The 22038-nt window shown below is 58.3% G+C and carries 18 protein-coding genes and 2 pseudogenes; 8 read left to right on the top strand and 12 right to left on the bottom strand.

Annotated features, from left to right (window positions below; genetic code table 11):
- The first annotated feature begins 155 nt into the window (after positions 1-155).
- The 3 genes and pseudogenes from NKJ06_RS02420 to NKJ06_RS02430 all read left to right on the top strand — a co-directional run bounded on the left by NKJ06_RS02420 (position 156) and on the right by NKJ06_RS02430 (position 1412).
- A complete protein-coding gene (locus NKJ06_RS02420; RefSeq protein WP_352808874.1) occupies positions 156-335 on the top strand; it encodes a hypothetical protein in 180 nt (59 codons plus the stop codon).
- Positions 336-345: 10 nt separating this feature from the next.
- Positions 346-553, top strand: a pseudogene (locus NKJ06_RS02425) (hypothetical protein).
- Positions 554-629: 76 nt separating this feature from the next.
- Positions 630-1412 (top strand): hypothetical protein, encoded by a 783-nt coding sequence (locus tag NKJ06_RS02430; protein ID WP_352808876.1) that lies wholly within the window; start codon positions 630-632, stop codon positions 1410-1412.
- Positions 1413-1484: 72 nt separating this feature from the next.
- Here NKJ06_RS02430 and NKJ06_RS02435 read toward each other — a convergent pair whose 3' ends face one another.
- Both NKJ06_RS02435 and NKJ06_RS02440 read right to left on the bottom strand, forming a co-directional pair.
- Positions 1485-2021: a GNAT family N-acetyltransferase gene (locus tag NKJ06_RS02435; protein ID WP_352808878.1), complete on the bottom strand. Its 537-nt coding sequence runs from the start codon at positions 2019-2021 to the stop codon at positions 1485-1487.
- Between the two features lie 439 nt (positions 2022-2460).
- Positions 2461-2892 (bottom strand): hypothetical protein, encoded by a 432-nt coding sequence (locus NKJ06_RS02440; protein ID WP_352808880.1) that lies wholly within the window; start codon positions 2890-2892, stop codon positions 2461-2463.
- A gap of 455 nt (positions 2893-3347) precedes the next feature.
- Between NKJ06_RS02440 and NKJ06_RS02445 the strand changes: the two genes are divergently transcribed.
- A complete protein-coding gene (locus NKJ06_RS02445) occupies positions 3348-4022 on the top strand; it encodes a protein-L-isoaspartate(D-aspartate) O-methyltransferase (RefSeq protein WP_352808882.1) in 675 nt (224 codons plus the stop codon).
- A 550-nt stretch (positions 4023-4572) separates the two neighbouring features.
- On the opposite strand, the gene NKJ06_RS02450 is transcribed toward NKJ06_RS02445, so the two are convergent.
- From NKJ06_RS02450 to NKJ06_RS02475, 6 genes are all read right to left on the bottom strand, one after another.
- Positions 4573-6204: an ABC transporter ATP-binding protein gene (locus NKJ06_RS02450; protein WP_352808885.1), complete on the bottom strand. Its 1632-nt coding sequence runs from the start codon at positions 6202-6204 to the stop codon at positions 4573-4575.
- Positions 6194-7006: an ABC transporter permease gene (locus NKJ06_RS02455; protein ID WP_352808887.1), complete on the bottom strand. Its 813-nt coding sequence runs from the start codon at positions 7004-7006 to the stop codon at positions 6194-6196. Before NKJ06_RS02455 ends, NKJ06_RS02450 begins: the two co-directional genes overlap by 11 nt.
- A 68-nt stretch (positions 7007-7074) precedes the next feature.
- Complete coding sequence (locus tag NKJ06_RS02460; protein ID WP_352808889.1) at positions 7075-8121, bottom strand: ABC transporter permease; 1047 nt, start codon at positions 8119-8121, stop codon at positions 7075-7077.
- A gap of 94 nt (positions 8122-8215) precedes the next feature.
- Entirely contained in the window at positions 8216-9823 is a 1608-nt protein-coding gene (locus NKJ06_RS02465; RefSeq protein ID WP_352808891.1) for an ABC transporter substrate-binding protein, read from the bottom strand.
- A gap of 122 nt (positions 9824-9945) precedes the next feature.
- Positions 9946-10299 carry a Rieske (2Fe-2S) protein gene (locus tag NKJ06_RS02470; RefSeq protein ID WP_352808893.1) on the bottom strand — a complete coding sequence of 118 codons (354 nt, stop codon included), beginning with the start codon at positions 10297-10299 and terminating at the stop codon, positions 9946-9948.
- A gap of 11 nt (positions 10300-10310) precedes the next feature.
- Positions 10311-11393 (bottom strand): amidohydrolase family protein, encoded by a 1083-nt coding sequence (locus NKJ06_RS02475; RefSeq protein WP_352808895.1) that lies wholly within the window; start codon positions 11391-11393, stop codon positions 10311-10313.
- 131 nt (positions 11394-11524) lie between these two features.
- On the opposite strand from NKJ06_RS02475, the gene NKJ06_RS02480 reads away from it, so the two are divergent.
- Together NKJ06_RS02480 and NKJ06_RS02485 are read left to right on the top strand one after the other, a co-directional pair.
- On the top strand, positions 11525-12382 hold the full coding sequence (locus tag NKJ06_RS02480; protein WP_352627398.1) for a LysR family transcriptional regulator: 858 nt from the start codon (positions 11525-11527) through the stop codon (positions 12380-12382).
- A gap of 91 nt (positions 12383-12473) precedes the next feature.
- A complete protein-coding gene (locus NKJ06_RS02485; protein ID WP_352808897.1) occupies positions 12474-13550 on the top strand; it encodes an FAD-binding oxidoreductase in 1077 nt (358 codons plus the stop codon).
- A 994-nt stretch (positions 13551-14544) separates the two neighbouring features.
- On the opposite strand, the gene NKJ06_RS02490 is transcribed toward NKJ06_RS02485, so the two are convergent.
- The gene (locus NKJ06_RS02490) at positions 14545-14841 is read right to left on the bottom strand and encodes a hypothetical protein (protein ID WP_352808899.1); all 297 of its coding nucleotides are present in this window, start codon (positions 14839-14841) and stop codon (positions 14545-14547) included.
- Between the two features lie 685 nt (positions 14842-15526).
- On the opposite strand from NKJ06_RS02490, the gene katE reads away from it, so the two are divergent.
- Positions 15527-17638 (top strand): catalase, encoded by a 2112-nt coding sequence (gene katE / locus NKJ06_RS02495; protein WP_352808902.1) that lies wholly within the window; start codon positions 15527-15529, stop codon positions 17636-17638.
- 302 nt (positions 17639-17940) lie between these two features.
- A complete protein-coding gene (locus NKJ06_RS02500) occupies positions 17941-18120 on the top strand; it encodes a hypothetical protein (protein WP_352808905.1) in 180 nt (59 codons plus the stop codon).
- Between the two features lie 13 nt (positions 18121-18133).
- Here NKJ06_RS02500 and NKJ06_RS02505 read toward each other — a convergent pair whose 3' ends face one another.
- The 3 genes and pseudogenes from NKJ06_RS02505 to NKJ06_RS02515 form a co-directional block, all read right to left on the bottom strand.
- Complete coding sequence (locus NKJ06_RS02505; RefSeq protein WP_352808908.1) at positions 18134-19939, bottom strand: PAS domain S-box protein; 1806 nt, start codon at positions 19937-19939, stop codon at positions 18134-18136.
- A gap of 209 nt (positions 19940-20148) precedes the next feature.
- On the bottom strand, positions 20149-20676 hold the full coding sequence (locus tag NKJ06_RS02510; RefSeq protein WP_352627408.1) for a YciE/YciF ferroxidase family protein: 528 nt from the start codon (positions 20674-20676) through the stop codon (positions 20149-20151).
- Positions 20677-21391: 715 nt separating this feature from the next.
- Positions 21392-21790 (bottom strand): annotated as a pseudogene (locus tag NKJ06_RS02515) (FdhF/YdeP family oxidoreductase); the annotation flags it as partial.
- Positions 21791-22038: the final 248 nt, after the last annotated feature.

The raw sequence follows: 22038 nt of genomic DNA on the forward strand, positions 1-22038 counted from the left end.
GTACGTCATCACCAGTTCCACTGTGCGAACCCTACCCAACCCGGGCAGCTCCTTGGCCAGTCTCTCATCAAACTTGATCGGCGAATGGAGGAAGAGGTCGCACTTCGCGGAACAATCGACCATGCTGTCGGTTCTTCTCCAGAAGGAGTTCAGCCATGAGCAAGAAGTTGCCGCCGGTCCCGGCCGAAAATCGGAGTCCCAAGGGCGTCGGCGAACACAAGTCGGTTCGGCTTGATGAGCCGGGCAAGCGCCAGGCTTCCAACCCCGAGAAGCAGGGTCAGCAAGGCAATATCAACGTCAACACAACCCATCAGATCAATCAGCAAGATCGTTGAGGTGCGAGAGATGTCCACGTCCAAGAAAACGCCCGCGAGCATCCGGCAGGGCGGCCCCGGTGCTTCGCACGAGAACGCCAAGGCTCCGCTCGAGATCAACAAGCCGCTCGCGGATTCGGACCAGCGCAAGCGCAGGAGGCGGCGGCGAGCGTGACAGCCACCATACACATGACGCAGAAAAGAAAGGTGGTGGCAGCAGGCCTGCCCACCAAGGTTGAGGAGAATTGAAGGGCGGTCGGAAGGCTCTGAGTTGCATCTCCGTCTGGGATCGCTAACTCACCGCGCTACCAACTCATGAAATTGCTCGCGTACTTCCCCGCGCTCATTCCGGCTGAACCTTCGATCGCGGACAAAGAGTCCTCGCTTGTCATAGTATTTGGCCAACACGTCTATCAGGACCAAGACCAAGGAGCGGATCGACCCCCGACCATGGGCGGACCGGAACAGATTGAATGGGAGGCGTGGTTCGAGATTTTTGACGCCCGCCGACTGGCACTTGTAGTGGCTGATGACAGGCCTGGCGTGGATGTCGACTTTACGAGAGACCTCGACGTCACGGCGCCGGAGATCGATCAACTGCTCTTTCCTGGTGGCTATTTCAAGGAGTTCATTTTCTTCCACGAGGTCTCAAGAACACTGATACTCACCGACACGTTCATTAACATCGAATTGGACCTTGCCGAGCCATGGCGAACGACCGTCAAGCTTGCCGAATGTATCATCCCAACGGCCAAATATTCTTCGGCATGCGCCTGCCGCTACTCGTCCAGCGACGTAAGGCGAACGCGGGGATCGGAAATCCAATCATGGCGACCGCGGCGGATCGTGCTCAACCACGGCCGCTGCTTTGATACGGATGCTGACAATGTCGTCGGAAGGGTCTTCGGAGCATCGAGCCGACCCCCGGCCAGCCTCGGTCACGTCACTACCGTTCATTCGCAGCGCGACTCATTAGCTGACTTTCAGCCACTCGGCCTAATCGATGCTTCTCTGCTCTTCATTCAGAGGACTTCTACCGCAAGCCCTGACCCGGATCAGCCATCGCGGCCGAGGCGCGCTTTCCCGTCATTGCATTGATGTGCGTCAAGGCCTCCGTCTGCCTCGCAGCTACCGTCCGCTACTGCTATGAATGCGAGCCCGCCGATCCAGTCACAATGCCTTCCTCATCCTCAACAGTGGCACGCCCGCTCCGCCTCTGCTGTCGACGACTTCTTCAACCGCCTCAAAGCCGCAGGCCCGATAGAGCGGTTCGCCGGCCATCGTTGCCATAAGCTCGACACTTGTGAAGCCCTCGCCGCGGGCGGCATCCTCGCACAGCGTGAGGACGAGACGACCCACGCCTCGGCGAATGAAGCTGGGATGCGTATACATGGCACGCACGCGCGCAGCGTCTTTCGTCGGATCAAGCAGCGCTGCATCGCGCCCAGGTGAACGGTCGCCGCCGTAGAGGGTTGCGCGCCGACTCCATCCGCCGCAACCGGCCAAGACGCCATTTTGCTCGACAATGAAATATGTTCCATCATCGACGAGTTGCGTATCGAGCCCCATGATCGATCGGCTCGAAGCGATCTGTTCCTCTGTGAGAAACGGCTTCTGAAGCTCGCCGATGGCTGCATTCATCAGTACAGCCAGCGCCGGCATATCGGCACGTGTCGCCAACCGGTGCTCAAGGCCGATCTTCGGCATTCTTCGGCATGTCCAGTGCAAACCGCTTTGAAGTTAGCACAGATCGTCACGATGATGGGAAAAAACCTAAGGCATAGCCGGGTCGAAGTTTCGCTCTTCGCCGCCATCTGGCCACACGGCGAGAGGCGACGTCGGAAGCAGGCCATTGGAGGAGGCTGGGCCTCAGAGCCATGCCCAGTAGGTAAATAGCGCTGTAGGCGCCGTGTGCCATCCCGCCCGCCATAACGAGCAGGCTGTCCAGCCCGCGGCACCTTCATCAGGATGACGGTCCCGACGAAGGCAGCCTGGAGAGCCACGTTTATTATCAGCCAGCGGTTGGTTCTACCGCGTTCCGTAGCGTCGTTCGGGGCCCGTGCAGGGCATCCGGCGTCACAACGTGCAGTGAACTATCCTCCTCTTTTCAAGACGCCGAACGTCTGCGAAACGCCGCGCATGCGGTTCAGTGCAGGAGAACAGTTCTCAGCCAAGCCGTGAACCTGCTTCCGCGAATGGTCCTGCGCACCCTGACGGCGGCCCAACTGGCTTGCATCGTAGTTCCGACGTGACAACTGCAAACGATTTCGTGCAGTTGCCAGTCGCCCAGCTGGAAAAAGCGTTTTGCCTCCCCATAGCTGTCATCCTGAAGACCCGATGCACGCAGCAGCGGATCCTCGAATGCAACGGTAATAGCCGATCCAGCCGTGCGTGCTTCCTCACGGACTTTGGGATGTAGATGTTCAGTGCCAACAAGCGCCCCAAGAGATCGCGAGGGGTTCCGCTCGAGAATCTCCGCCCAACGTTCGATCCTTTGTGTTCTGGTCATAACGGGGCTTTGCGCCGTGGGTTTAACATCTGCGATTGTCTGCAGTTCGTGGAGGGTCTGGTGTTTCATGGTTTGGCTCCTGTTGGTCGCAGCATCCCCCCTTTTTCTAAGAACTATCGCGACGGGATATCCTGACAAGGGCGTCGCCGAAAAGGAGTTCCATCACCCCCGTAACAGTCGGACTAAGACAACCTCAAGCCGGCGACGTGTCTAGTTTCGGCGCTGACACGCCGATGAAACGACCGGCACACTCAAGCCATATACATTGCTGGGCAAGGACCGCTTTGCGCCAGGAGCCGGTGGCGACGATAGAGGTGGGTCGCCTTTCCACCTACTACGACCCGTGGGTCATGGCGACTTGGCGCCAAATCTCCAGGACCGCGGCTTGCCAATGTAGCGGGCGGCCCAAGTCACCCGCGCTTGCCTCGGGTCTCTCGTTGGAAACGGTGGCGGGCGTTTCGGTGACAAGACGAACAGGATATAAAGCTATGTGGCAGCAGACTGTTTGAGGAAGCCCCACCGTCATGAAACCGATGAACGAAGAGCACCTTGCGGTTCTACGCAGGCACATGGTCGAGATGATTGCGATCCATGCCGACCTTGCAAGCGAAGAACTCGGCAAGGCAACGCTCGATGAGCGGGTGATGGATTCGATGCGGCGGATCCCGCGACATCTCTTCGTGCCAGCCCCGGTCGCACCTTATGCCTACCAGGACATGCCGCTGCCGATCGGCTTCGATAAGACCGTCTCGCAGCCCTTCATTGTCGCTCTGATGACCGATCTCCTTGCCCCGCAACCGCAGGAGGCGGTGCTCGAGATCGGAACCGGCCTAGGCTACCAAACCGCAATCCTCGCGGAACTCGCCGGACAAGTTTGGAGCGTCGAAATCATCGAGGAATTTGCAAGCCATGCCGAGGCTCTGCTGCAGGGCCTTGGCTTCTCTAATGTCGCCATTCGTGTCGGAGACGGGTCTCGCGGCTGGCCCGAGCACGCCCCATTCGACAAGATCCTGGTTAGCGTGGCGGCTGAGCGGACGCCGCCGGCTTTTCTGAAGCAGCTCAAGCCAGCGGGACGTCTGGTTCTGCCTTTGGTGTCTGAAGAAGTACAGTTTCTGACTATCATCGACAAGGATGCGGCAGGGCAACTCCAGACTCGGAAAATCATCCCGGTTCGGTTCAGCCCGCTCGAAACCGTCTAGTGAGGTGCGCACAACTGGCGCGGCCGCCATTTCCGACCGTCAACCGATGCCAGCGTCATCGTAGTGCCTGGCACAGGGTGGTAAGCGGACGCTGCGATCAGCGGGAGGTGAACCTTCGCGTGAGCTCAGGTGAATATTTTCGCAGCCCACTTTCCTGGAAGTGTTCGGCCGCCCCATCAATTCGCCTTACGTTGGCCGTCTTGATCCACCATTGCTTCGCCCAATAGAAGACATTCGAAAAAACAGCCTTGTTGGTCGGTAGGGCCTCGAGAGCGGACATTCGCGTTGCTTCTCTTAGGTAGACTCGAACCTGCCTATCTGTCGCCAGCTGAATACCTCGAGAATACCAGCGTTCCTTTGTCGTCAGAATATTTCCGCCCCGCGAGACTGTGAACTGGTGTCAAGGCGCGGGCGGTAATGCAGTCGCCTTCACAGCACGATCACATGGGCCGCAGCCGATCGAGTTAGAGTGCGACCATGCCCTCAAAAAGGGCGTGGGCGGATGGCAGCGGCCAGCGTGGAGGGGTCTCTTCCTGCCTCGATCATTCCGTCAGATCTTGCGACTGGCGAGCAGCCTTGTCAGCCAGTCCGGATCCATTTCCGGTACGGACGACAAGAGCCGTTCGGTGTACGCGGCATGCGGCGGCTTAAGAACTTCGCTCTTCAAACCCTGCTCAACGACTTTCCCCTGGTGCATGACGACAATTTCGTCGGCTATTGCTCGTACGGTGGCAATGTCGTGAGTAATGAAGATGTAGCTCATACCGAGGTCACGCTGCAGGCGCATGAGGAGCTTCAGGATTTCCTCCTGCACAATCTGGTCGAGCGCGGACGTGATCTCGTCACAGATGATGATCTCTGGATCGGCCGCCAGCGCACGAGCAATGCAAACGCGCTGTTTTTGGCCACCCGACAGTTCGGCCGGCAGACGGTCAAGGTAAGCTTCGCTCATCTCGACCATATGCATAAGTTCGCCGATCCGGCGATCCCGCTGCGCGCCCTTGAGGCCGTGGTAGAATTCAAGCGGTCGCGCTATGATGTCTTCCACCGTCTGGCGCGGATTTAGCGCGTTGTCGGGCATTTGATAAATCATCTGTATGCGGCGCAGGACTTCCTTCGGGCGCATCTTCAGGCTCTTCGAAAGGGGCTGGCCGACAAAAGAGATTGACCCCGAGAGCGGTGGCAGGAGGCCGGTGACGACGCGAGCGAGCGTCGATTTCCCGGAACCGGACTCGCCGACCACAGCCACTGTTCTTCCGCGTGGAACTTTGATGGAGACGTCGTCGAGCACCTTGACGGTGCGGGCATAGGAGGCGGTGACGTGGTCTATCGTCAGTAGATATTCACCGGCAGGAACTTCGACCTTGGCGAGCTTGCGCACGGCCCAGAGCGTCTTGGTATATTCCTGGCTGGGTAAGGCTAGCATCTCGCGTGTGTCAGCCTCCTCCACGGTAAGTCCGTGACGCAGAACCATGATGCGGTCCGCCATTTGCGCCACCACCGCCAGATCATGCGTCACGTAGATTGCAGCCGTGTTGAATTCCTCCACAATGTTGCGAATGGAGGCAAGAACTTCGACCTGGGTGGTCACATCAAGTGCCGTCGTCGGCTCGTCGAACACGATCAGGTCGGGACGGCAGGCCATCGCCATCGCCGTCATTGCCCGCTGCAATTGTCCGCCGGAGACCTGATGGGGATAGCGAAAACCTATAGTCTCCGGATCCGGCAGCTGAAGACGTCGGTAAAGATCGATCGCACTCTGGTTTGCCTTCTCCCGGGTGGCAATCCCGTGCGCCACTACAGTTTCGACCGTCTGGTCAAGGAGCCGGTGGGCCGGATTGAAAGAAGCCGCCGCGCTTTGCGCGACATAGGCAATGCGGGAGCCTCTGACGCGGCGGCGCCCTGTTTCACTGACTGCCAGAAGATCAATCCCGTCGAAGAGGATGGAGCCTTGTGTGATCCGGCAGCCCGGCTTGGCATAACCCATTGCGGCAAGGCCAATGGTGGACTTGCCGGCGCCTGACTCGCCGATCAGGCCAAGAACCTCGCCCCGCTTTAGCGTCAGATCAATCCCACGGACGATGGGATGCCACCGTTCGTCCGAGAATCCCTCCACATGCAGATTGCGGATCTGCAGTAGATCCTTTCCTTTTTCGCGCGAGCCTGGACCGCTACTTTTCATCCCGCAACCCGCTTGTTGCGTGCAGGAACCAGTCCACAACGAAATTCACTGAGACCGTGAGAAGGGCGATCGCACCGGCCGGAAGCAGCGGCGTGACATCGCCGTAAGTGATCAGGGTTGCGTTCTCGCGCACCATTGACCCCCAATCGGCCGTCGGCGGCTGAATACCGACACCGAGAAACGACAGTGCGGCGATGGTGAGGAATACGAAGCAAAATCGCAGGCCGAACTCAGCGACCAGCGGCGGCATTACATTGGGAAGGATTTCTTTGGCGATGATCCATTTGGGGCCTTCGCCGCGCAATCGCGCCACCTCGACATATTCCATCACGGCCACGTTAAGTCCGACGGCCCGCGAGAGCCGAAACACGCGGGTGGAATCGAGCATCGCGATGATGACGATCAGGCTGGTGATGGACGAGCCGAAGATCGAAAGGAGCACCAGCGCGAAGATCAGACTTGGGATCGACATCAACACGTCCACCGAACGCGACAATACCTGGTCGAGCCATCCCCTGTACAACGCGGCGAGAAGACCGAGCGAGACGCCTACCACGAAGGACAGCAACGTGGTCGCGACTGCGATAGCGATGGTGTTGCGCGCACCGTAGATCAAGCGGGTGAGCATGTCCCGGCCAAGCTGGTCGGTTCCCAATTTGAACTCCTGGCTCCACGGTGCGAAGGCTTCGCTGAAGACCTGCGTCTCGCCGTATGGCGCTATCCAGTGCGCGAGGACCGCAACAAAGACGTAGCCGAGGATCACGACGATACCGAACCATGCACTGAACGGCGCCTTCTTCAACGCCGTTTTCGCCCGAGTGGCACGCGACCGCCTCAGCCTCTGAACCGCCGAGATAGGTTCGAAGCTGGTCATCGTGGGTGCAAGAGCCTGGGATTGGTGGCGATGGAAATGATGTCAGCTATCAGGTTGAGCAGGATATAGGTCGCGGCGAAAATCAAGGCGCAGGCCTGGACGACCGGAACATCCCTGGATTTCACCGCATCAACCATCAACTGACCGATGCCGGGATAGACGAACACGACCTCGACCACGACCACTCCGACGATGAGATACGCCAGATTGAACGCCACCACGGTGACGATGGGAGCCCAGGCATTGGGCAGGGCATGCCTCAGTACGATCACCATCGGGGACATTCCCTTGAGGCGCGCCATATCGATGTAGGCGCTTGCCAGCATATTGATGATGGCCGCTCGGGTCATGCGCATCATGTGGGCAACGATGACGAGCGTAAGGGTGATTGCCGGCAGGGCCACTTTCCAGACATGCTCCGAAAACGGCGTCTGCTCGTTCACATTCGACAATGTCGGAAATTTGGGAACCGCATTGAGTGCCCAGCTCAGTGAGACTGCGAGCCAATGCGGCATCGATTGAGCGAAATCGGATCCGATGAACGTGTCGCGCGAGATGACCAGGTAGGCGAGCATATAGGCGACGAAAAACTCCGGGAACGAGATGGTTGTCAGCGTCACAGCATTCACCAGCCGGTCGAACCAGCCGTTGCGGTAGAGCGCAGCGAGAATGCCAAGCCCGAGCGCCAGCGGAACTGCTATCAGCGCAGTCACCGCTGCAAGGAACATCGTATTGTAGAGGCGTGGCGCGATGATTTCGGCAACGGTGCGCCGGTATCCGGTGCGGCTCGCAAACGAGGAGCCGAAATCACCGTGGAGCATCTGCGCGACCCAGACGAAGTAGCGCTCGACAGGCGGACGATCGATGCCGATTTCCCGCTGGAACGCGGCGACCGTTTCGGGCGTCGCCGATTGCCCGAGCGTGGCCTTGGCGAAGTCGCCTGGAAGCATTGCGATCGCAGAGAAGATAATGATGGACACGATGAACAAAGTGACCAGGCCGAGGCCAAGGCGCTGCAGAACCGTTCTTGCGACGGGGTTCATGGGCGTGCGTTTCCCTTTTGGGCGGCAGCCCTGCGACAACACCCAGGGCAAGCCGACCGGAGCCTCACAACCATCGCGGCTCCGGCCCGCCACCTCATGCGGTGGCGATCCACCAGCGTTCGGCCATTTTCAGTCCATCATTCTCCCAGTTAGGCGCCACTTCGCCATGTGCGAGCTTCTTGGATTGCGCGCTGACGAAATTGTTGAAGACCAGCACGATGCTGCCGCCATCGTCGTGGGTTAACTGCTGCATCTCGGCATACATTGCCCCCCGCTTGGCCTCGTCCGTCTCGGCGCGCGCCTGGACAAGCAATTCGTTGAAGTGAGGATTTTTCCAGAACGATTCATTCCAGCTGGAGTCGGCGGCGAAGGCTTGCGTGAACATCCAGTCGGCCGTCGCCCGACCACTCCAATAGGAAGCGCACCAGGGTTTCTTGAGCCAGACGTTGTCCCAATAGGCATCCTCGGCCTCACGCACGACATTTACGTCGATGCCACATTGGGCTGCCGTCTCGCGAATGAGCGAAGCCGCGTCCACCGCGCCTGCAAAAGCGGCATCGGCGACCGACAGATCCACTTTCAGGTTCTCCATTCCGGCCTTTTTCAGGTAGTGCTTGGCTTTTTCCGGATCGAAGCTGTGCTGCGGTTGCGGATCCTTGGCGAACTTGATCGCTGGCGCGATCGGGTTGTCGTTGGCAACGGTGGCGTGGCCGAGAAAGATCTTGTCGACGATCTCCTGACGATTGATCGCCCATTTCAATGCCATTCGTACGTCCGGATTATCAAACGGCGCCATCGTGACATTCATCGGCAAGGTATAGTGACCGTAACCAGTGACTTCGACGATTTCCACCTTCGGATTGCGTTTCAACATGCCGAGGGTCTTCAAGTCGGCGCGGCCGATATAGTCCACCTCGTCCGTAGAGAGCGCCGCCATGCGAGCGGCAAGATCTGTAATGGCGATGAACTCCACCTCGTCGAGGTAGGGCTTGCCATTCTTGAAGTAGTTTGGATTGCGCTTGAGTTTGGCCGAAACGCCGGCCTGGAAATTCTCGAGCACAAAAGCGCCAGTGCGAACGCCTGAGGCCCAATCCGCCTTGCCGTCCTTAGCTGGCATGATGACCAGATGGTAGTCACTCATGATGTAAGGAAAATCGGCGTTGCCGCTCTTGAGAGTGAAAACAACCGTTTCCGGACCGTCCGCCTTTATGTCAGCAACGGAGTCCAAAAGCGACTTCGCCGCCGATTTGGTGTCAGCGCCCATATGGTATCGCAATGAGGTCACGACGTCGTCCGCCGTCACTGTCTTGCCGTTGTGAAACGTTGCGCCTTTGCGCAGCTTGAAGACCCAGGTTTTGGCCCCGTCCGGGGATTCGAAGCTCTCGGCGAGGTCCGGTTGGACATTGCCTTTTGCGTCGACCTCAGTGAGGCTGTTGGACAGCGAGCCCGAGAATGCGGTTTGTGTGAAGGTATCAGGGTAGCCGGCCGGATCGATCGAATCGGTCGTCGCGCCATGAGCCATCCCAAGCTTGGCGAAGCCTCCCTGCATCGGTTCGGCCCGTGCCGTGGCGACGAAGAGCGTGTCGGCAGCTGCTACGGTCAGGCCCGCAGCCAGCCCAAGATGAATAAAGTCGCGGCGGGAAATCTTGCCGCGACCGATCAGACTTTGAGCGATACCAAGCTTGTATTCAGATTCTGACATTTGACTCTCCCATTGCGGAGTTCTCCGCGTTATTTCTCGTCAAGCACCTGCGAACAAAATCTGCTAGTTGGCTGCGGCCACCTTTCCTTCGAATTTTCCAATCCCAATCGGCTTTGCGCCAATCAGGCCGTCACATAGATGCTGCCGGCTTCGACGGTGACTGGAAATGTGCGTGCGCGAACGGACGGATCGACCAAGGCCGCGCCTGACTTGATGTCGAATTCCCAGCCGTGCCAGGCGCATCGAACGATCTCGTTTTCGCGATGATAGATGAATTGCGCCTGTTCGACGGGCGCGGTCGTTCCACATTGCGGCCCCTCGCAAAGTGGAGCGCCGCGGTGCGGACAAACATTCAGCAGCGCGTGGAATGAATCTCCGATGCGGAAAACGCCAACCGAAAGGCTGCGGATCTTGGCGATAAAGGGAGATCCGGTTTCGATCTCGTCGACGCGGCAGATATATGTCTTCTCGGGCATCGTCTGCATCCTCAGGCGGCATTCGCCGCTTGCGCGCGGGGGATGCGTTTGTAGACCTCCAGCGCATTCAGTCCCATGATCTTGCTCTTCCAGGCGGGCGGGATCTGCAGCGTGTTGGCGTCGTCATAATCCCAGTGCGGATAATCGGACGCAAACATCAGCGTGTTTTCACCGTCCATTGCCTCGAGCGTGGACCACAGATGCTGGATGTTCGCCGGCTGCTCGAGCGGCTGCGTGGAAAAGCGGATGTTGCGCCGGCAATATTCCGACGGCAGCATTTTTAACCACGGCGTCTCCTTTCGCAGCGCCTTGTAGTCGGCGTCCAGGCGCCACAGGACCGATGGAACCCAGGCGACGCCGCACTCGATGTTCACGAAGTAGAGGTCCGGCCATTTCTCGAAGACACCATGCGCGATCATGCTTGCGACGTGCGACATTGCCGACATGTGGAGGATAGCGTGGGTCTCCCAGAAGAATGTCGTTGGGGCAGGAGCGATGGCAGTTGAATTCACTCCGCCATGGCCGCCCAGATGTATAGCGAAGGGCAACCCTACTTCAGCGCAGGCTTCGTAGATCGGGTGGTAGAACGGGTCGCCATACGGCTTGACGGACCCTTGGGAAGCGAGCACCTGCACCATGCGCGGGTGGTTGCCAAGGCGACGTATCTCGGCGGCGGCGAGCTTTGGATCCTGTGGCGCGATGATGATCGAGCCCATGAAACGGTCGTCCTTCGGCAGCCACTGATCGATCTGGTAGTCATTGTAGGCGCTGACCAGGGCGCTGGCATAATAGGGGTTGGCGAGGGTTGACGCCTCGATTGGCTCATCGCCAGTCAGGATCGCCACATCGACCTTGTACTTGTCGAGGTGCTTCTCTTTCATGATGAGATAGTTATCGGCTTCAGTTTTTGGACGCACGTCCTTGCGAGAGAAGTCCTGCGGATGAAACCAGGGGCGATGGCCATGCGGAAAGGCGCCAACGGGACCTGTTTTCTCGCCCTCGATGAACATGTCTTTCCACAGGCCGGAAAGATAGGGCTGCAGTACCGTGGCGCTTGACCAGTAATTATGACAATCGCAGTCGATTATAAGCACTTTGTTCCGCTCCGTAGCCTCTTCCCGGCGATGCTGCCGGCCGCTGACTGGGTGCAGCTTCCGCCTCGGGTTTCGTTTGATCAAGCTTATGAAACCTGCGAATGTGATCGAGTTTTTCGATCGGAGGTTCAATGCAGCTTGATCACATCGAAACCTTTCTCGACATTATCGAGTCGAGAAATTTCAATCGGACCGCGGATCGGTTGGGCTTGACCCAATCGACGATCAGCACCCGGATCAAGAACCTGGAGAGCGCAATCGGGTCCGAACTGTTCCAGCGTGGACGCGCCGGAGCAGAGCCGACAGCCGCAGGACGCCGGTTCGAAGCTTACGCCAGGTCTCTGCTCTCGACCTGGTCGCAAGCTCGCCACGATGTACGCGCGTTCAACCGTTTCGAAGGCACCTTGCGCGTTGCCGCCCAAGTGGGCATGACCCGCTCAGTCCTGCCCGGTTGGGTTGAAACACTGTGTCAAGCACTTCCGAAGTCCTCAATCCATATCGAGTCGGATTACTCGAACCAGATGGTCAGCGATCTGAGTATGGGAAATCTGGATATCGCGGTGCTTTATGCCCCTCGCTACTTGCCTGAGATCGCCTACGAGCACCTGATGGTCGAGGAATATGTAATGGTTTCGACTGCGGCCAGAACGCTCTCGGACGTTGATCCTGACACCTACATCCGCCCAGGCTACACCGTTCTACTGGAGAAAACGCACGCAGAGCTGCTGGCTCAATTGGCGATCTGTCGACTTTCGACCGGATCGGAAACGCTGGCGGAGATCATGCTCCGGCGAACGGGCGGCACTTGTTACATGCGAAGCGACGATGCGCGCCGGTTTACCGCTGAGCTTCCATCGTTCCTCGTCGAAGGAGCGCCGACGCTGCATCAGCCAGTCCACACGGCGATACTGGCACGTCGCAAACACGAACTGATCATTCGCAAAGGCATCCGAGCTCTCCATCTCGCCGTTATGTCGCTCGAAGTTTAATCGAAATTGCCGATCATAACGTTGGGTTAATGTTGCTGTTTTACGGGCTAAGAACTGGCATGTTCGCTCGACCTCAAAGCCGAGCCGAACAATGAACGCACACGCTTCCGTCCAAACCTCCGATGTTGTGCCCACCTTGCGTCAGCGGCAATGGGCAGAAAAGACGCGAAATGTTGTTCTCTGCCGTCACGTAATCGACGAGACGCACGATGTGAAAACATTCGTTCTCACATCTGCCGCGGATCGGATGTTCTGCTTCAGCGCCGGCCAATATGTCCTCGTGCATCTCAGAATTAACGGTACCGCGATGACGCGCTCCTACTCTGTATCATCACCGCCGACGCGACCGCTTGATCTTCAGATCACGGTGAAACGAACGCCGGGTGGGCTTGCTTCCAACTGGCTCCATGACAATTTGAGGCCGGGCAGTAAGATCGAGATCGAAGGGCCGTTCGGCTCGTTCAATCTTGATGAGTTGCCGTCTCAGAAGCCCGTTTTCCTTTCGGGCGGCAGCGGCGTGACGCCGACCATGTCCATGCTACGTGCGCTTACCGACCGCGCAGACGACAGGCAGATCCACTTCATTTACAGTGCGAAAACGCCAGGCGACATCATCTTCCGATCGGAACTGGACGCACTTGCCGCTCGCTTTGCTAACGTGCACGTGACTTTGGTTTGCAGTCAGGGAGGTCCCGCTTGGACGGGCTCAACCGGTCGAATTGATGGTCGGATGCTGCTGAACCTGGTTCCCGATCTCCACAAGCGCACCGTTTTTGCCTGTGGGCCCGAAGGGTACATGAAGACGGCACGCGCCTGCCTTGACGCAATTGGCTTGGCACCGGCACAGTATCACGAGGAAAGCTTCGGAGGCAGCAGCAGTTCGCGTCCGGAATTGGGTTCGGCGGTTCGGTCTTCGGTCCGTTTCTCCCGCTCGGGTGTGGAGCATCACTGCACGTCCGGAGAGACCCTGCTGGAAGCGGCACGGAACTGTGGCATTTACATTCCAACTGCCTGCCAGCAGGGCGTTTGCGGGACGTGCCGGATAGCCAAACTATCCGGCGAAGTTGTCATGGACGACCTAGGCGGACTGAACGCTGAAGAGAAGTCGGCCGGCTATGTCCTGGCATGTTGCAGCCGCCCGCAAGGATCGGTTTTGCTCGACGTTTAACCCCGCGCTGCAGAGCATTGAAGATGTCGGCGGTCGCACGCTTTGGCGTTCATGGGCTGGCTTGAAAATAAGAAGCCGCCGCCGCCATTGAGGCGCGCAGGCCCGTCCCCTGTCTACCTCAGTTTCCGGGTTTACCTCTCCCCCGTAGCTCCAAGTGCTGGGGAAGACATAAGCGCTAAGGCATTGCTGAATATGATGGTGACGTCGCTTTTGCTTGCCTATTCGCCATGGGGCCGCAACTCGGAAAGAGATTTCTTGGAACGATAACTTACCGAGGGCCCAGTTCGCCCGCGCCGACTTTGGCCCCGAGCCATTCCTAATTTGAGGAACCCTCTGCCAGTTTCCCGGTTATGAAACCGAAGGGACATTGTCGCCTGAAACAGGAGATGAGAATGAAACGGCTTCTTTTCGCATCAGTCATAATGGCGTTATCTACCGGCCTTGCCTTCGCTCAGTCGAGCGCCACAACCAGCGGATCGTCAGCGACAACGACGACCACTACAACGGTGCCAAGTACCAGTGATCCGGCAACAGACTCTACCACAACGAGCGGGACCAATCCAAACTCGGCGAAGGACTGCGCTCCTGGTCAACAGACCGGCAGCGCGAAACAAGCGGCTCCCGGACAGCAGGACACTGACGCCAAAACAGCTGCCCCTGGCCAGATGAAGACTACGACCGAAGGGTGCTAAGCGTACTTGGTCAGCACTAATTTTAAAGGAGCTCGATCTATCAGCAGCAATGCAGATCGACCGGGCTCCAGAGCTTTCGAGAAACGCTTACTCCTGCCAACGTCTTCGCAAGAGGGGCAATGGGCAGATACGAGTCGCGTGTCGGGGTACCCCGGGCCGGCGCCAAATGACAAAACGGGCCGGCGCCAAATGACAAAAATGGCGGCAACGGATTGGGTTTAGACCGGGCCGACTGGCCGTTCTGAGGCACAGCCGCAGCGAAGAGTACCTCCGGCACGACCCGTTGCTACTCAACCGCAGGCTCAATCGGTTATGAACGCAGCGTAATTGCCGAGGATCAGTATCGCCGCCCCGGCTGTCACAAGGACGGCAATCCCGAACATCATGCGAAACCATTGCTTCAATAGCAGATTCGCTTCCTTGCCTGCGGCGATGTAGCCCACATCACAAGCGAAGCCGAATAGCTTGACGGGGAACACCGCGACAACACCGACATTTAGCCCGATCGCCGGGCCAGTCAGCGAAACACCATTGCAAATGAAGACGGCGAGGGTGAGCAATTGCCGGGTGTTGTCTGTCATCGGCGTGCGTGCACTCATCCTTACGTCGTCGCAGGCCGCTCTTGCAGGCCTAATATGCGCTTATGCTAATGTACTTACAAATCGTGTGCGCCCTCGTCGCGCCGGCAGCGAAAAGGCGCTGGGCCGAAATCATCGGTTTCTTCTATGACGAGGCGCCGAAGCGTTAGGGGCTATCAGCGGACGGCCGCTGGCCTGACCAGCTAACACTGACCTTGCCGGCTGGTCAAATATGCCCTCACGTAGTCACACGCATCCGCATGGAGTGCTATCGCCGAGAGATGGAAACTCAAGCGCAAAATCCCGCTTAGCGTCGAGGGTTCCTCAGTGTCACGCCGGCACCACCGGCATTCTCCGGAATAAACTCGACGCCGGCCGCTGCGAGAACGGACAGCATGCGCTGCTTAGCGTCTTAGACATCAGGCGGGTGTCTTTTGAAATCTCCCACGATCTACACCGCCAGCTTCCGCGCGATCTCGGCGTCGGAGCCAGTCCACGACACTGCCCACGATTCCCTTCGCGTTGATTTTGTTTACTCCCAAGAACTCCGCCGTTCGTCTCACCTGGGCCCTGCGGTCGGGTCCGCACAGTGCGCCTAAAACCATCGTCGAAGAAATTGGCTTGGAAGCCCGGTTCCATGGAACCTGGAGCCTTGCCGCAGGTTGCTCCAGCAGTTCATCGCAGAGCAAGCCCAAAGGAGGACCGCATGGCGCGTAAGGCAGCTCCCCCCAATCCCAATGCCGCGACGATCCACGACCAAGCCCTTGTTCGAGGGCAGGGTGGAGAGCTGCACCAAATTGCAGAAGGTAACACACACATTTTGACGACGGCCCAGGGAGGCCCGGTCGCCGACGATCAGAATACGCTCAAGATCGGAGCACGTGGTCCAACTCTCATCGAGGATTTCCACTTCCGCGAAAAGATCTTCCATTTCGACCACGAGCGCATTCCCGAGAGGGTCGTGCATGCCCGGGGTTATGGCGCCCACGGCTTCTTCGAGACTTACGACTCCCTCGCCAAATACACCCGTGCCGACATTTTCCGACGTGCTGGCGAAAAAACCCCGGCGTTTGTTCGCTTCTCGACGGTGGCAGGCAGCAAAGGCTCGTTCGACCTCGCCCGCGATGTACGCGGTTTCGCGGTGAAGCTGTATACGAAGGAGGGCAACTGGGACATTGTCGGAAACAATATTCCGGTGTTCTTCATCCAGGATGCCATCAAGTTTCCCGACGTGATCCATTCGGTAAAGCCGGAGCCCGATCGGGATTTTCCACAGGCCCAGTCGGCGCACGACACCTTTTGGGATTTCATCAGCCTGACGCCGGAATCCATGCACATGATCATGTGGGTGATGTCTGATCGAGCGATTCCGCGGTCGTTCCGTTTCATGCAGGGTTTCGGAGTCCACACCTTCCGCCTGGTCAACGCGGCCGACGAATCCACGTTCGTGAAATTCATCTGGAAGCCCAAGCTCGGCATGCAATCGGTCGTCTGGAATGAGGCGGTCAAGATCAATGGCGCCGATCCGGACTTTCACCGCAGGGATCTCTGGAACGCCATTCAAGCCGGCCAATTCCCGGAATGGGAACTCTGTCTGCAACTTTTCGACCAGGAATTTGCCGACAGCTTCGATTTCGACATCCTCGACCCTACCAAAATCATCCCGGAAGAGGTCCTGCCGCCGATACCCGTTGGCCGACTTGTCCTCGACCGCATGCCGGATAACTTCTTCGCCGAGACCGAACAGGTCGCGTTCATGACCCAGAATGTCCCGCCGGGCATCGACTTCAGCAACGACCCGCTCCTGCAGGGCCGCAACTTCTCCTACCTCGACACCCAGCTGAAACGCCTCGGCAGTCCCAATTTTACCCATCTGCCGATCAATGCGCCGAAATGCCCGTTCCATCATTTCCAGCAGGATGGCCATATGGCGATGCGCAACCCGATCGGACGGACGAACTACCAGCCGAATTCGTTCGGTGCTGGACCGCGCGAATCCCCCGAGCGCGGCTTTCGCTCCTTCGCTGATGGCGAGGAGGGGCAAAAAGTACGGCTGCGCCCAGAGAGCTTCTCTGACCACTACAGCCAGGCTGGCCAGTTCTTCAACAGCCAGACGCCTCCCGAGCAGCGCCACATCGCCCAAGCGCTGACCTTTGAGCTCAGCAAGGTGGAAACCCCGGCCATCCGGGAGCGAATGATCGCGCACTTGTTGAACATCGACGAAGGGTTGGCCGCGACAGTCGCCGACAAGCTCAACATTACCGATTTGCCGAAGCCGGCGGACGCAACGGTGGCACCGAGAAAGGATCTGGAGCCATCGCCGGCCTTAAGCATCATCGAGAACGGCCCCGACAGTTTCGAGGGCCGCAAGGTCGGTGTACTGGTCAGCAATGGAGCCGACGCCGCTCTGTTCAAAGCCTTGCAGGCGGCGATCGAAGATGAAGGGGCGACCATGGAAGTCATTGCCCTGAAGGTGGGCGGTGTGCAGGCTGATGACGGCACCAAGATTACTGCGAAGCATATGATCGACGGCGGCTCGTCCGTGCTGTTTGACGCAGTGGCTCTCCTGCTCACCGAAGAAGGTGCGGAACTGTTCACGGGAGAGGCGGCAGCCCGGGATTTCGTGGCGGATGCCTTCGCCCATTGCAAGTTCATCGGGTTCACGCCCGGGGCGGTTCCTCTTCTGGCCAAGGCGGGCGTCGATCCGGTCGCCGATGAAGGCGTCATTCCTTTGACGGATGGGGACGCTGCCGGAACGTACATAGAGGCGTGCCGCAAACTTCGGCTGTGGGCGCGAGAGGCGAGCGTCAAGCTATAGGAGAGATTTATCCGGCAGGCCACGGCCTGCCGGATGAGCTGGAGCGTACCCTTTCGAACTGAAAGGAATGAGTCGTGGCTGACGAAGAAACCAGGCGCCCGGTCATAACCCCGCAAGCCGTGCGGGCGCTGGCGCGCGAGTGCGGAGTGACCGAGAGTCAAATCCGTGAGATCGTTTCATTGGTCGGGACGGACAGGGCGTCGATCTTGCGCGAGGCCCGGCTTCTTCAAAAGGGTGGCGGTTGAATCTTCGGCTTTGTATGGATTTCCGACCAAACGACGGACTGGCAGCAGGATGCGCCAATGGCGAAAGCGAAGGACACCGGCCGCAAAGTCGAGAAGGACGCTCAAGGGCAATATGTGCGTAGCGACCACGGTCGCAAAAACGATGGCGTGACGAGCGTCAAACCGCGCGTGTTGCCGAACCAGCCGACACAAAATTCCGAGGCCGAGGGTACTGAAGGCTGGCGCAAACGCGATTGACAGCCTCTTCAGCCTAAAGAGCCGCATTATCCGTCGAATAATGTTCAGTGCCGCGCTCGTCGTCGAACAGCGAAGCCTCGACGAAAGATGCCGGCGCCTCGAGCTTCCAGTGCACATCGTTGGCACCGTAGGTCAGCTCTGCGATCCCACTTAATGCCTGCGCAGTAACGCGATTGAGCACCACGCTCCCAAAGCCATTACTCCCGATCGACTTGATCCCAGGGCCGTCCTGCTCCGCCCAGGTCAGTTTGAATGTCTGACTGCCTTGCCCACCAGCAACGCCCCACGTGACGGCAATGATGCCTCGGTGGCCGGACAATACTCCGTATTTGGCGGAGTTTGTGCACAGTTCATGGAATGCGATTCCGAGATATTGGACGGCATGGGGAGTGAGCGTGACGGGAGGACCTGCCATGGTGATCGCGTCTTCCCGACCAAAGGGTTTGGCTTGGGCCAAGAGCAGATCGGAGATTGTGGCGCCTTTCCAGTCAGCCGATATCAACAGATCGTGCGACCTCGACAGCGCCATGATGCGCTCCCGCACCTGTTTTTCGAACACGTCGGAGCTTTCCGAACGCTTGTTGGTCTCGCGAATCATTGAAAGGATCACCGAGTATTGGTTCTTCACGCGGTGATTGACTTCGCGCATCAGCATGCGGATGCGGCGTTCGTTCTCCTTGGTTGCGGTTATGTCGCGGGCAATCTTTGAAGCACCGACAATGCGGCCGGTGGCGTTGCGGACCGGCGAAATGGTGAGCGAGACTGGCACCTGTGTCCCATTTTTGCGTTGGCGGATTGTCTCGTAGCTCTCGACCCGTTCGCCGCACCGGAGACGCTCGAGGATCCGCGGCTCTTCATCATGGTGGTCAGGCGGGATCAGCATGGTGACATGCCGTCCCACGGCTTCGGCGGGGGTATAGCCGAACAGCCGCTCGGCGCCCTTGTTCCAGCTCTTGATGAACCCGTCCAAATCCTTGCTCACAATCGCATCGAAGGACGATTCGACGATTGCTGAAAGGTGTTGGACGGCATCCTCGCCTCTTTTGCGGTCGGTCAGGTCCAACAGCATATTGACGGCGCCGACCAAATTGCCGTGGTCGTCCCTAAGTGGAGTCGGAAATGGCAAGAACGGAAAAAAACTCCCATCGGGACGCTGCGCTATGGCCTCGACATTACGGACCGGACGATTTTCCTTGAGCGTGATTGCCATGGGACATTGGTCGTGGGGCAATTCGTCCCCATCGACCGTGAACAGGCGGAAAGTGACACACCACTGATCCTGGCCAATCTTCGGTTCCCGGCCGGCAAGTTCGGCCGCAGCCCTGTTACAGTAGGTGATGATACCTCGTGCGTCGGTCGTGTAGACCGCGACCGGCAATGCATCCAGGATTTGGTGGAAGCGATCCTCATTTTGGTTCATTGCCAATTCGGCAGACTTGAGCCGGGTCACGTCGACGGTGAAACAGCGCGAATGCACCAGTTGACCATTTTCGAAACGACCGCTGGAACTGACTTCCACGTGCTTGATGGAACCATCGCGTGCACGGAGTTTGGCCGGATATCGTTCGACGGCTTCACCTCGCGCGAGGCGGGCGAGAATATCGGTGATGGCATGCTCATCAGCATGAAAGCTAGCGATATCGCGACCGATATAATCAGGGGCTTCGTAGCCCAAGAGGTTCAACTCGGCTTTGTTGGCATGGAGAATAAGGCCGGCTCCATCAACGATGTGCAGACCAATGCCGCCGTTTTCGAAAAAGTCCTGATAATCAATTTGGGGAAGCCCAAACCCGGCCCCCGTGATAACTGCGCTTTCCATGAACCCGTAATTCCCCTGCCGGCCACGCGCGGTAGCCTTGTGAAACGTCGGCATCCCACAATGGTTCCGGGCTCAACCTTCCGCATGGATGGGCGTTCAATGCCGTTGAAGGCCGCTCGCGTATTGGAGTAAACAGACTCTGACTCCATCCATACAGCAATAGAAATGGTCCCGGCAGACCCGCCGGGACCATTGAAAACCGGCTCAATTCAAGCCGCTTGCAGTTCGGCCGCCCGGTCGTTCACGCCGGCTTCGCCCAGTGACGTCAGGGCCTTGTCGGTAGCCTTCTCCTCCTCGAGGGTCGCGCTGAGAAGTTCAACGATATCGTCCTTGCCAAGGGAGGTGGCCCACGCAATCAGTGTGCCGTAGCGCGCGATCTCGTAGTGCTCGACCGCCTGCGCGGCGCCAACGAGCCCGGCGTCAAGCGACGTCGAACCCTTATAGTCCTCGAGAATTTCGGATCCTTCCTCGATAATGCCGTCGATGGCGGGGCAGGTTTTTCCGCGCGCAGCCGCGCCGAGGATTTCGAAAACCTCCTCAAGCCGCTCCACCTGGCCTTCGGTTTCGGCAAGATGCTTTTCGAAGGCTGCGGTGACCTGCCCATCATCCGCGCCCTTGGCCATCTTCGGCAAGGCCTTCAGAATTTTCTTCTCGGCGTAATAGAGATCCTTGAGACCGTCGAGGAACAGATCCTCAAGGCCCTTGGTCTTCGCACTTGCCTTCTTGGTGGTTGCCATCGCTGTGTCCTCCTTGTTTGACTTGCTTGAAATGAACCGTCAGGGGCATTTCCTAACTCGGATAGAAGCCGGCGGTTCCCTTGCAAAACTATTTAAATGGCTCGTCCAGGAAACTTCGGAACGTCGGTTCGCCGTTTGGCCGTATCCGAGTTTTTTCAGCTGGTCCGCTGACAGCGCGAGAGCGCGATGCCGATTTCAGGGCCAGCCGGACTGAAGGGCAATGTGGCTGTTTTCCTGGAATAGGAGCAAGCGCGTTTTTGCGCTGCGGGCCTCGAAGGGCGGCCTCTACGAGCGCCGGCGTTTTCGTTTTTAACATCCGTTTATCATCGCTTCCCTCCTGCTAGCTCAGCCTCCGTATTCGAGGAAAGTAGCAACGAGGCGGATGTCTGGGCTGTATTCAGGTCCGTTACTGTACTCTTTGGCGACGGCTAACAGTTGTTCAAAGCTCAACCCAACTATCGAGCCGGTAGTCGTTCTCGACCCCCTTCTTGCGAGGGCCTGCGGAGCCGCATAGGCAGAAGCTTGTCGCGAAGCCTGTCAATGCCAGCGTCATCAACAAGCATGCAATCGGTCCCCGCAGGCGAATTTGTGAGCGCGGCGGAACCTTCCGACCGCAGCAGCTTTACTCAGATGAGCGGACGGGAATGCCAACGCAGGCTGATGCAAATATTCGCTGCTCGGGCATTTCAGCGATCTCGATTGCGACACCACCTTCTGCCCACGCCACCGGAAGATACTTGTCGCTGATCGCATCCCAGCGCATAGGATGGGTCAACCGGCCCTGTTCCTCCAAGTCGTGATCTGGCCAGCGTTCCAAGTCGCTTAGCGTGTGTTTTTCGAAGAACGCGGGGTCGGCCCGTCGGGACGTGATTTCCCGAGCTGTCGCCTTTGCTCCGCTTTCGCAGAATTCGAGCGGATGCGATTGGGCGGGTTTTGCGCAGGCACAACTGACGCATATATACCCTTCTGACTTATTCTGGATCGAAAGCAGCCTTGGCGCTTTTAGAGGGACGTGCTCTCTCGCGATGATCGCGCCCACAGATTTCGCTGAGCCCCAGCCGCCGACCGGTCCGCCATAGCGTCTAATTGTGGTCGACCTTGTTTTCGATGTCATTTCTGCCTCGTTTGCATAAAGCGAGGCCAGACTTGGTCTTACCCATATCGACGCGATGCCCGCCGGCAAGTGAAGCGACATTCGAGAACGTACCGGAATGATCCAGGATACTGCTCAGTCTGCCGAGCCCGGATACATAGGACTTGGAATCTGGCGCGTGGTTCCACGAAGGATTAGACGCTCCTCATGCAACTAGATTGCCCTTCGAGGGTTCTTGCTATGATTTTGAGCAAGGGCAACTTCTGTTG

Source organism: Mesorhizobium sp. M0293 (assembly GCF_040321735.1).
Classification (GTDB): Bacteria; Pseudomonadota; Alphaproteobacteria; order Rhizobiales; family Rhizobiaceae; genus Mesorhizobium.

Excerpts from the sequence above, each read along its gene's own strand:
- NKJ06_RS02485 (WP_352808897.1), top strand. The coding sequence starts at position 12,474 with ATGAACGCACACGCTTCCGTCCAAACCTCCGATGTTGTGCCCACCTTG.
- NKJ06_RS02435 (WP_352808878.1), bottom strand. The coding sequence starts at position 2,021 with ATGCCGAAGATCGGCCTTGAGCACCGGTTGGCGACACGTGCCGATATG.
- NKJ06_RS02430 (WP_352808876.1), top strand. The coding sequence starts at position 630 with ATGAAATTGCTCGCGTACTTCCCCGCGCTCATTCCGGCTGAACCTTCG.
- NKJ06_RS02465 (WP_352808891.1), bottom strand. The coding sequence starts at position 9,823 with ATGTCAGAATCTGAATACAAGCTTGGTATCGCTCAAAGTCTGATCGGT.
- NKJ06_RS02445 (WP_352808882.1), top strand. The coding sequence starts at position 3,348 with ATGAAACCGATGAACGAAGAGCACCTTGCGGTTCTACGCAGGCACATG.
- NKJ06_RS02420 (WP_352808874.1), top strand. The coding sequence starts at position 156 with ATGAGCAAGAAGTTGCCGCCGGTCCCGGCCGAAAATCGGAGTCCCAAG.
- NKJ06_RS02450 (WP_352808885.1), bottom strand. The coding sequence starts at position 6,204 with ATGAAAAGTAGCGGTCCAGGCTCGCGCGAAAAAGGAAAGGATCTACTG.
- NKJ06_RS02510 (WP_352627408.1), bottom strand. The coding sequence starts at position 20,676 with ATGGCAACCACCAAGAAGGCAAGTGCGAAGACCAAGGGCCTTGAGGAT.
- NKJ06_RS02480 (WP_352627398.1), top strand. The coding sequence starts at position 11,525 with ATGCAGCTTGATCACATCGAAACCTTTCTCGACATTATCGAGTCGAGA.
- NKJ06_RS02505 (WP_352808908.1), bottom strand. The coding sequence starts at position 19,939 with ATGGAAAGCGCAGTTATCACGGGGGCCGGGTTTGGGCTTCCCCAAATT.
- NKJ06_RS02440 (WP_352808880.1), bottom strand. The coding sequence starts at position 2,892 with ATGAAACACCAGACCCTCCACGAACTGCAGACAATCGCAGATGTTAAA.
- NKJ06_RS02460 (WP_352808889.1), bottom strand. The coding sequence starts at position 8,121 with ATGAACCCCGTCGCAAGAACGGTTCTGCAGCGCCTTGGCCTCGGCCTG.
- NKJ06_RS02500 (WP_352808905.1), top strand. The coding sequence starts at position 17,941 with ATGGCGAAAGCGAAGGACACCGGCCGCAAAGTCGAGAAGGACGCTCAA.
- katE (WP_352808902.1), top strand. The coding sequence starts at position 15,527 with ATGGCGCGTAAGGCAGCTCCCCCCAATCCCAATGCCGCGACGATCCAC.
- NKJ06_RS02490 (WP_352808899.1), bottom strand. The coding sequence starts at position 14,841 with ATGAGTGCACGCACGCCGATGACAGACAACACCCGGCAATTGCTCACC.
- NKJ06_RS02470 (WP_352808893.1), bottom strand. The coding sequence starts at position 10,299 with ATGCCCGAGAAGACATATATCTGCCGCGTCGACGAGATCGAAACCGGA.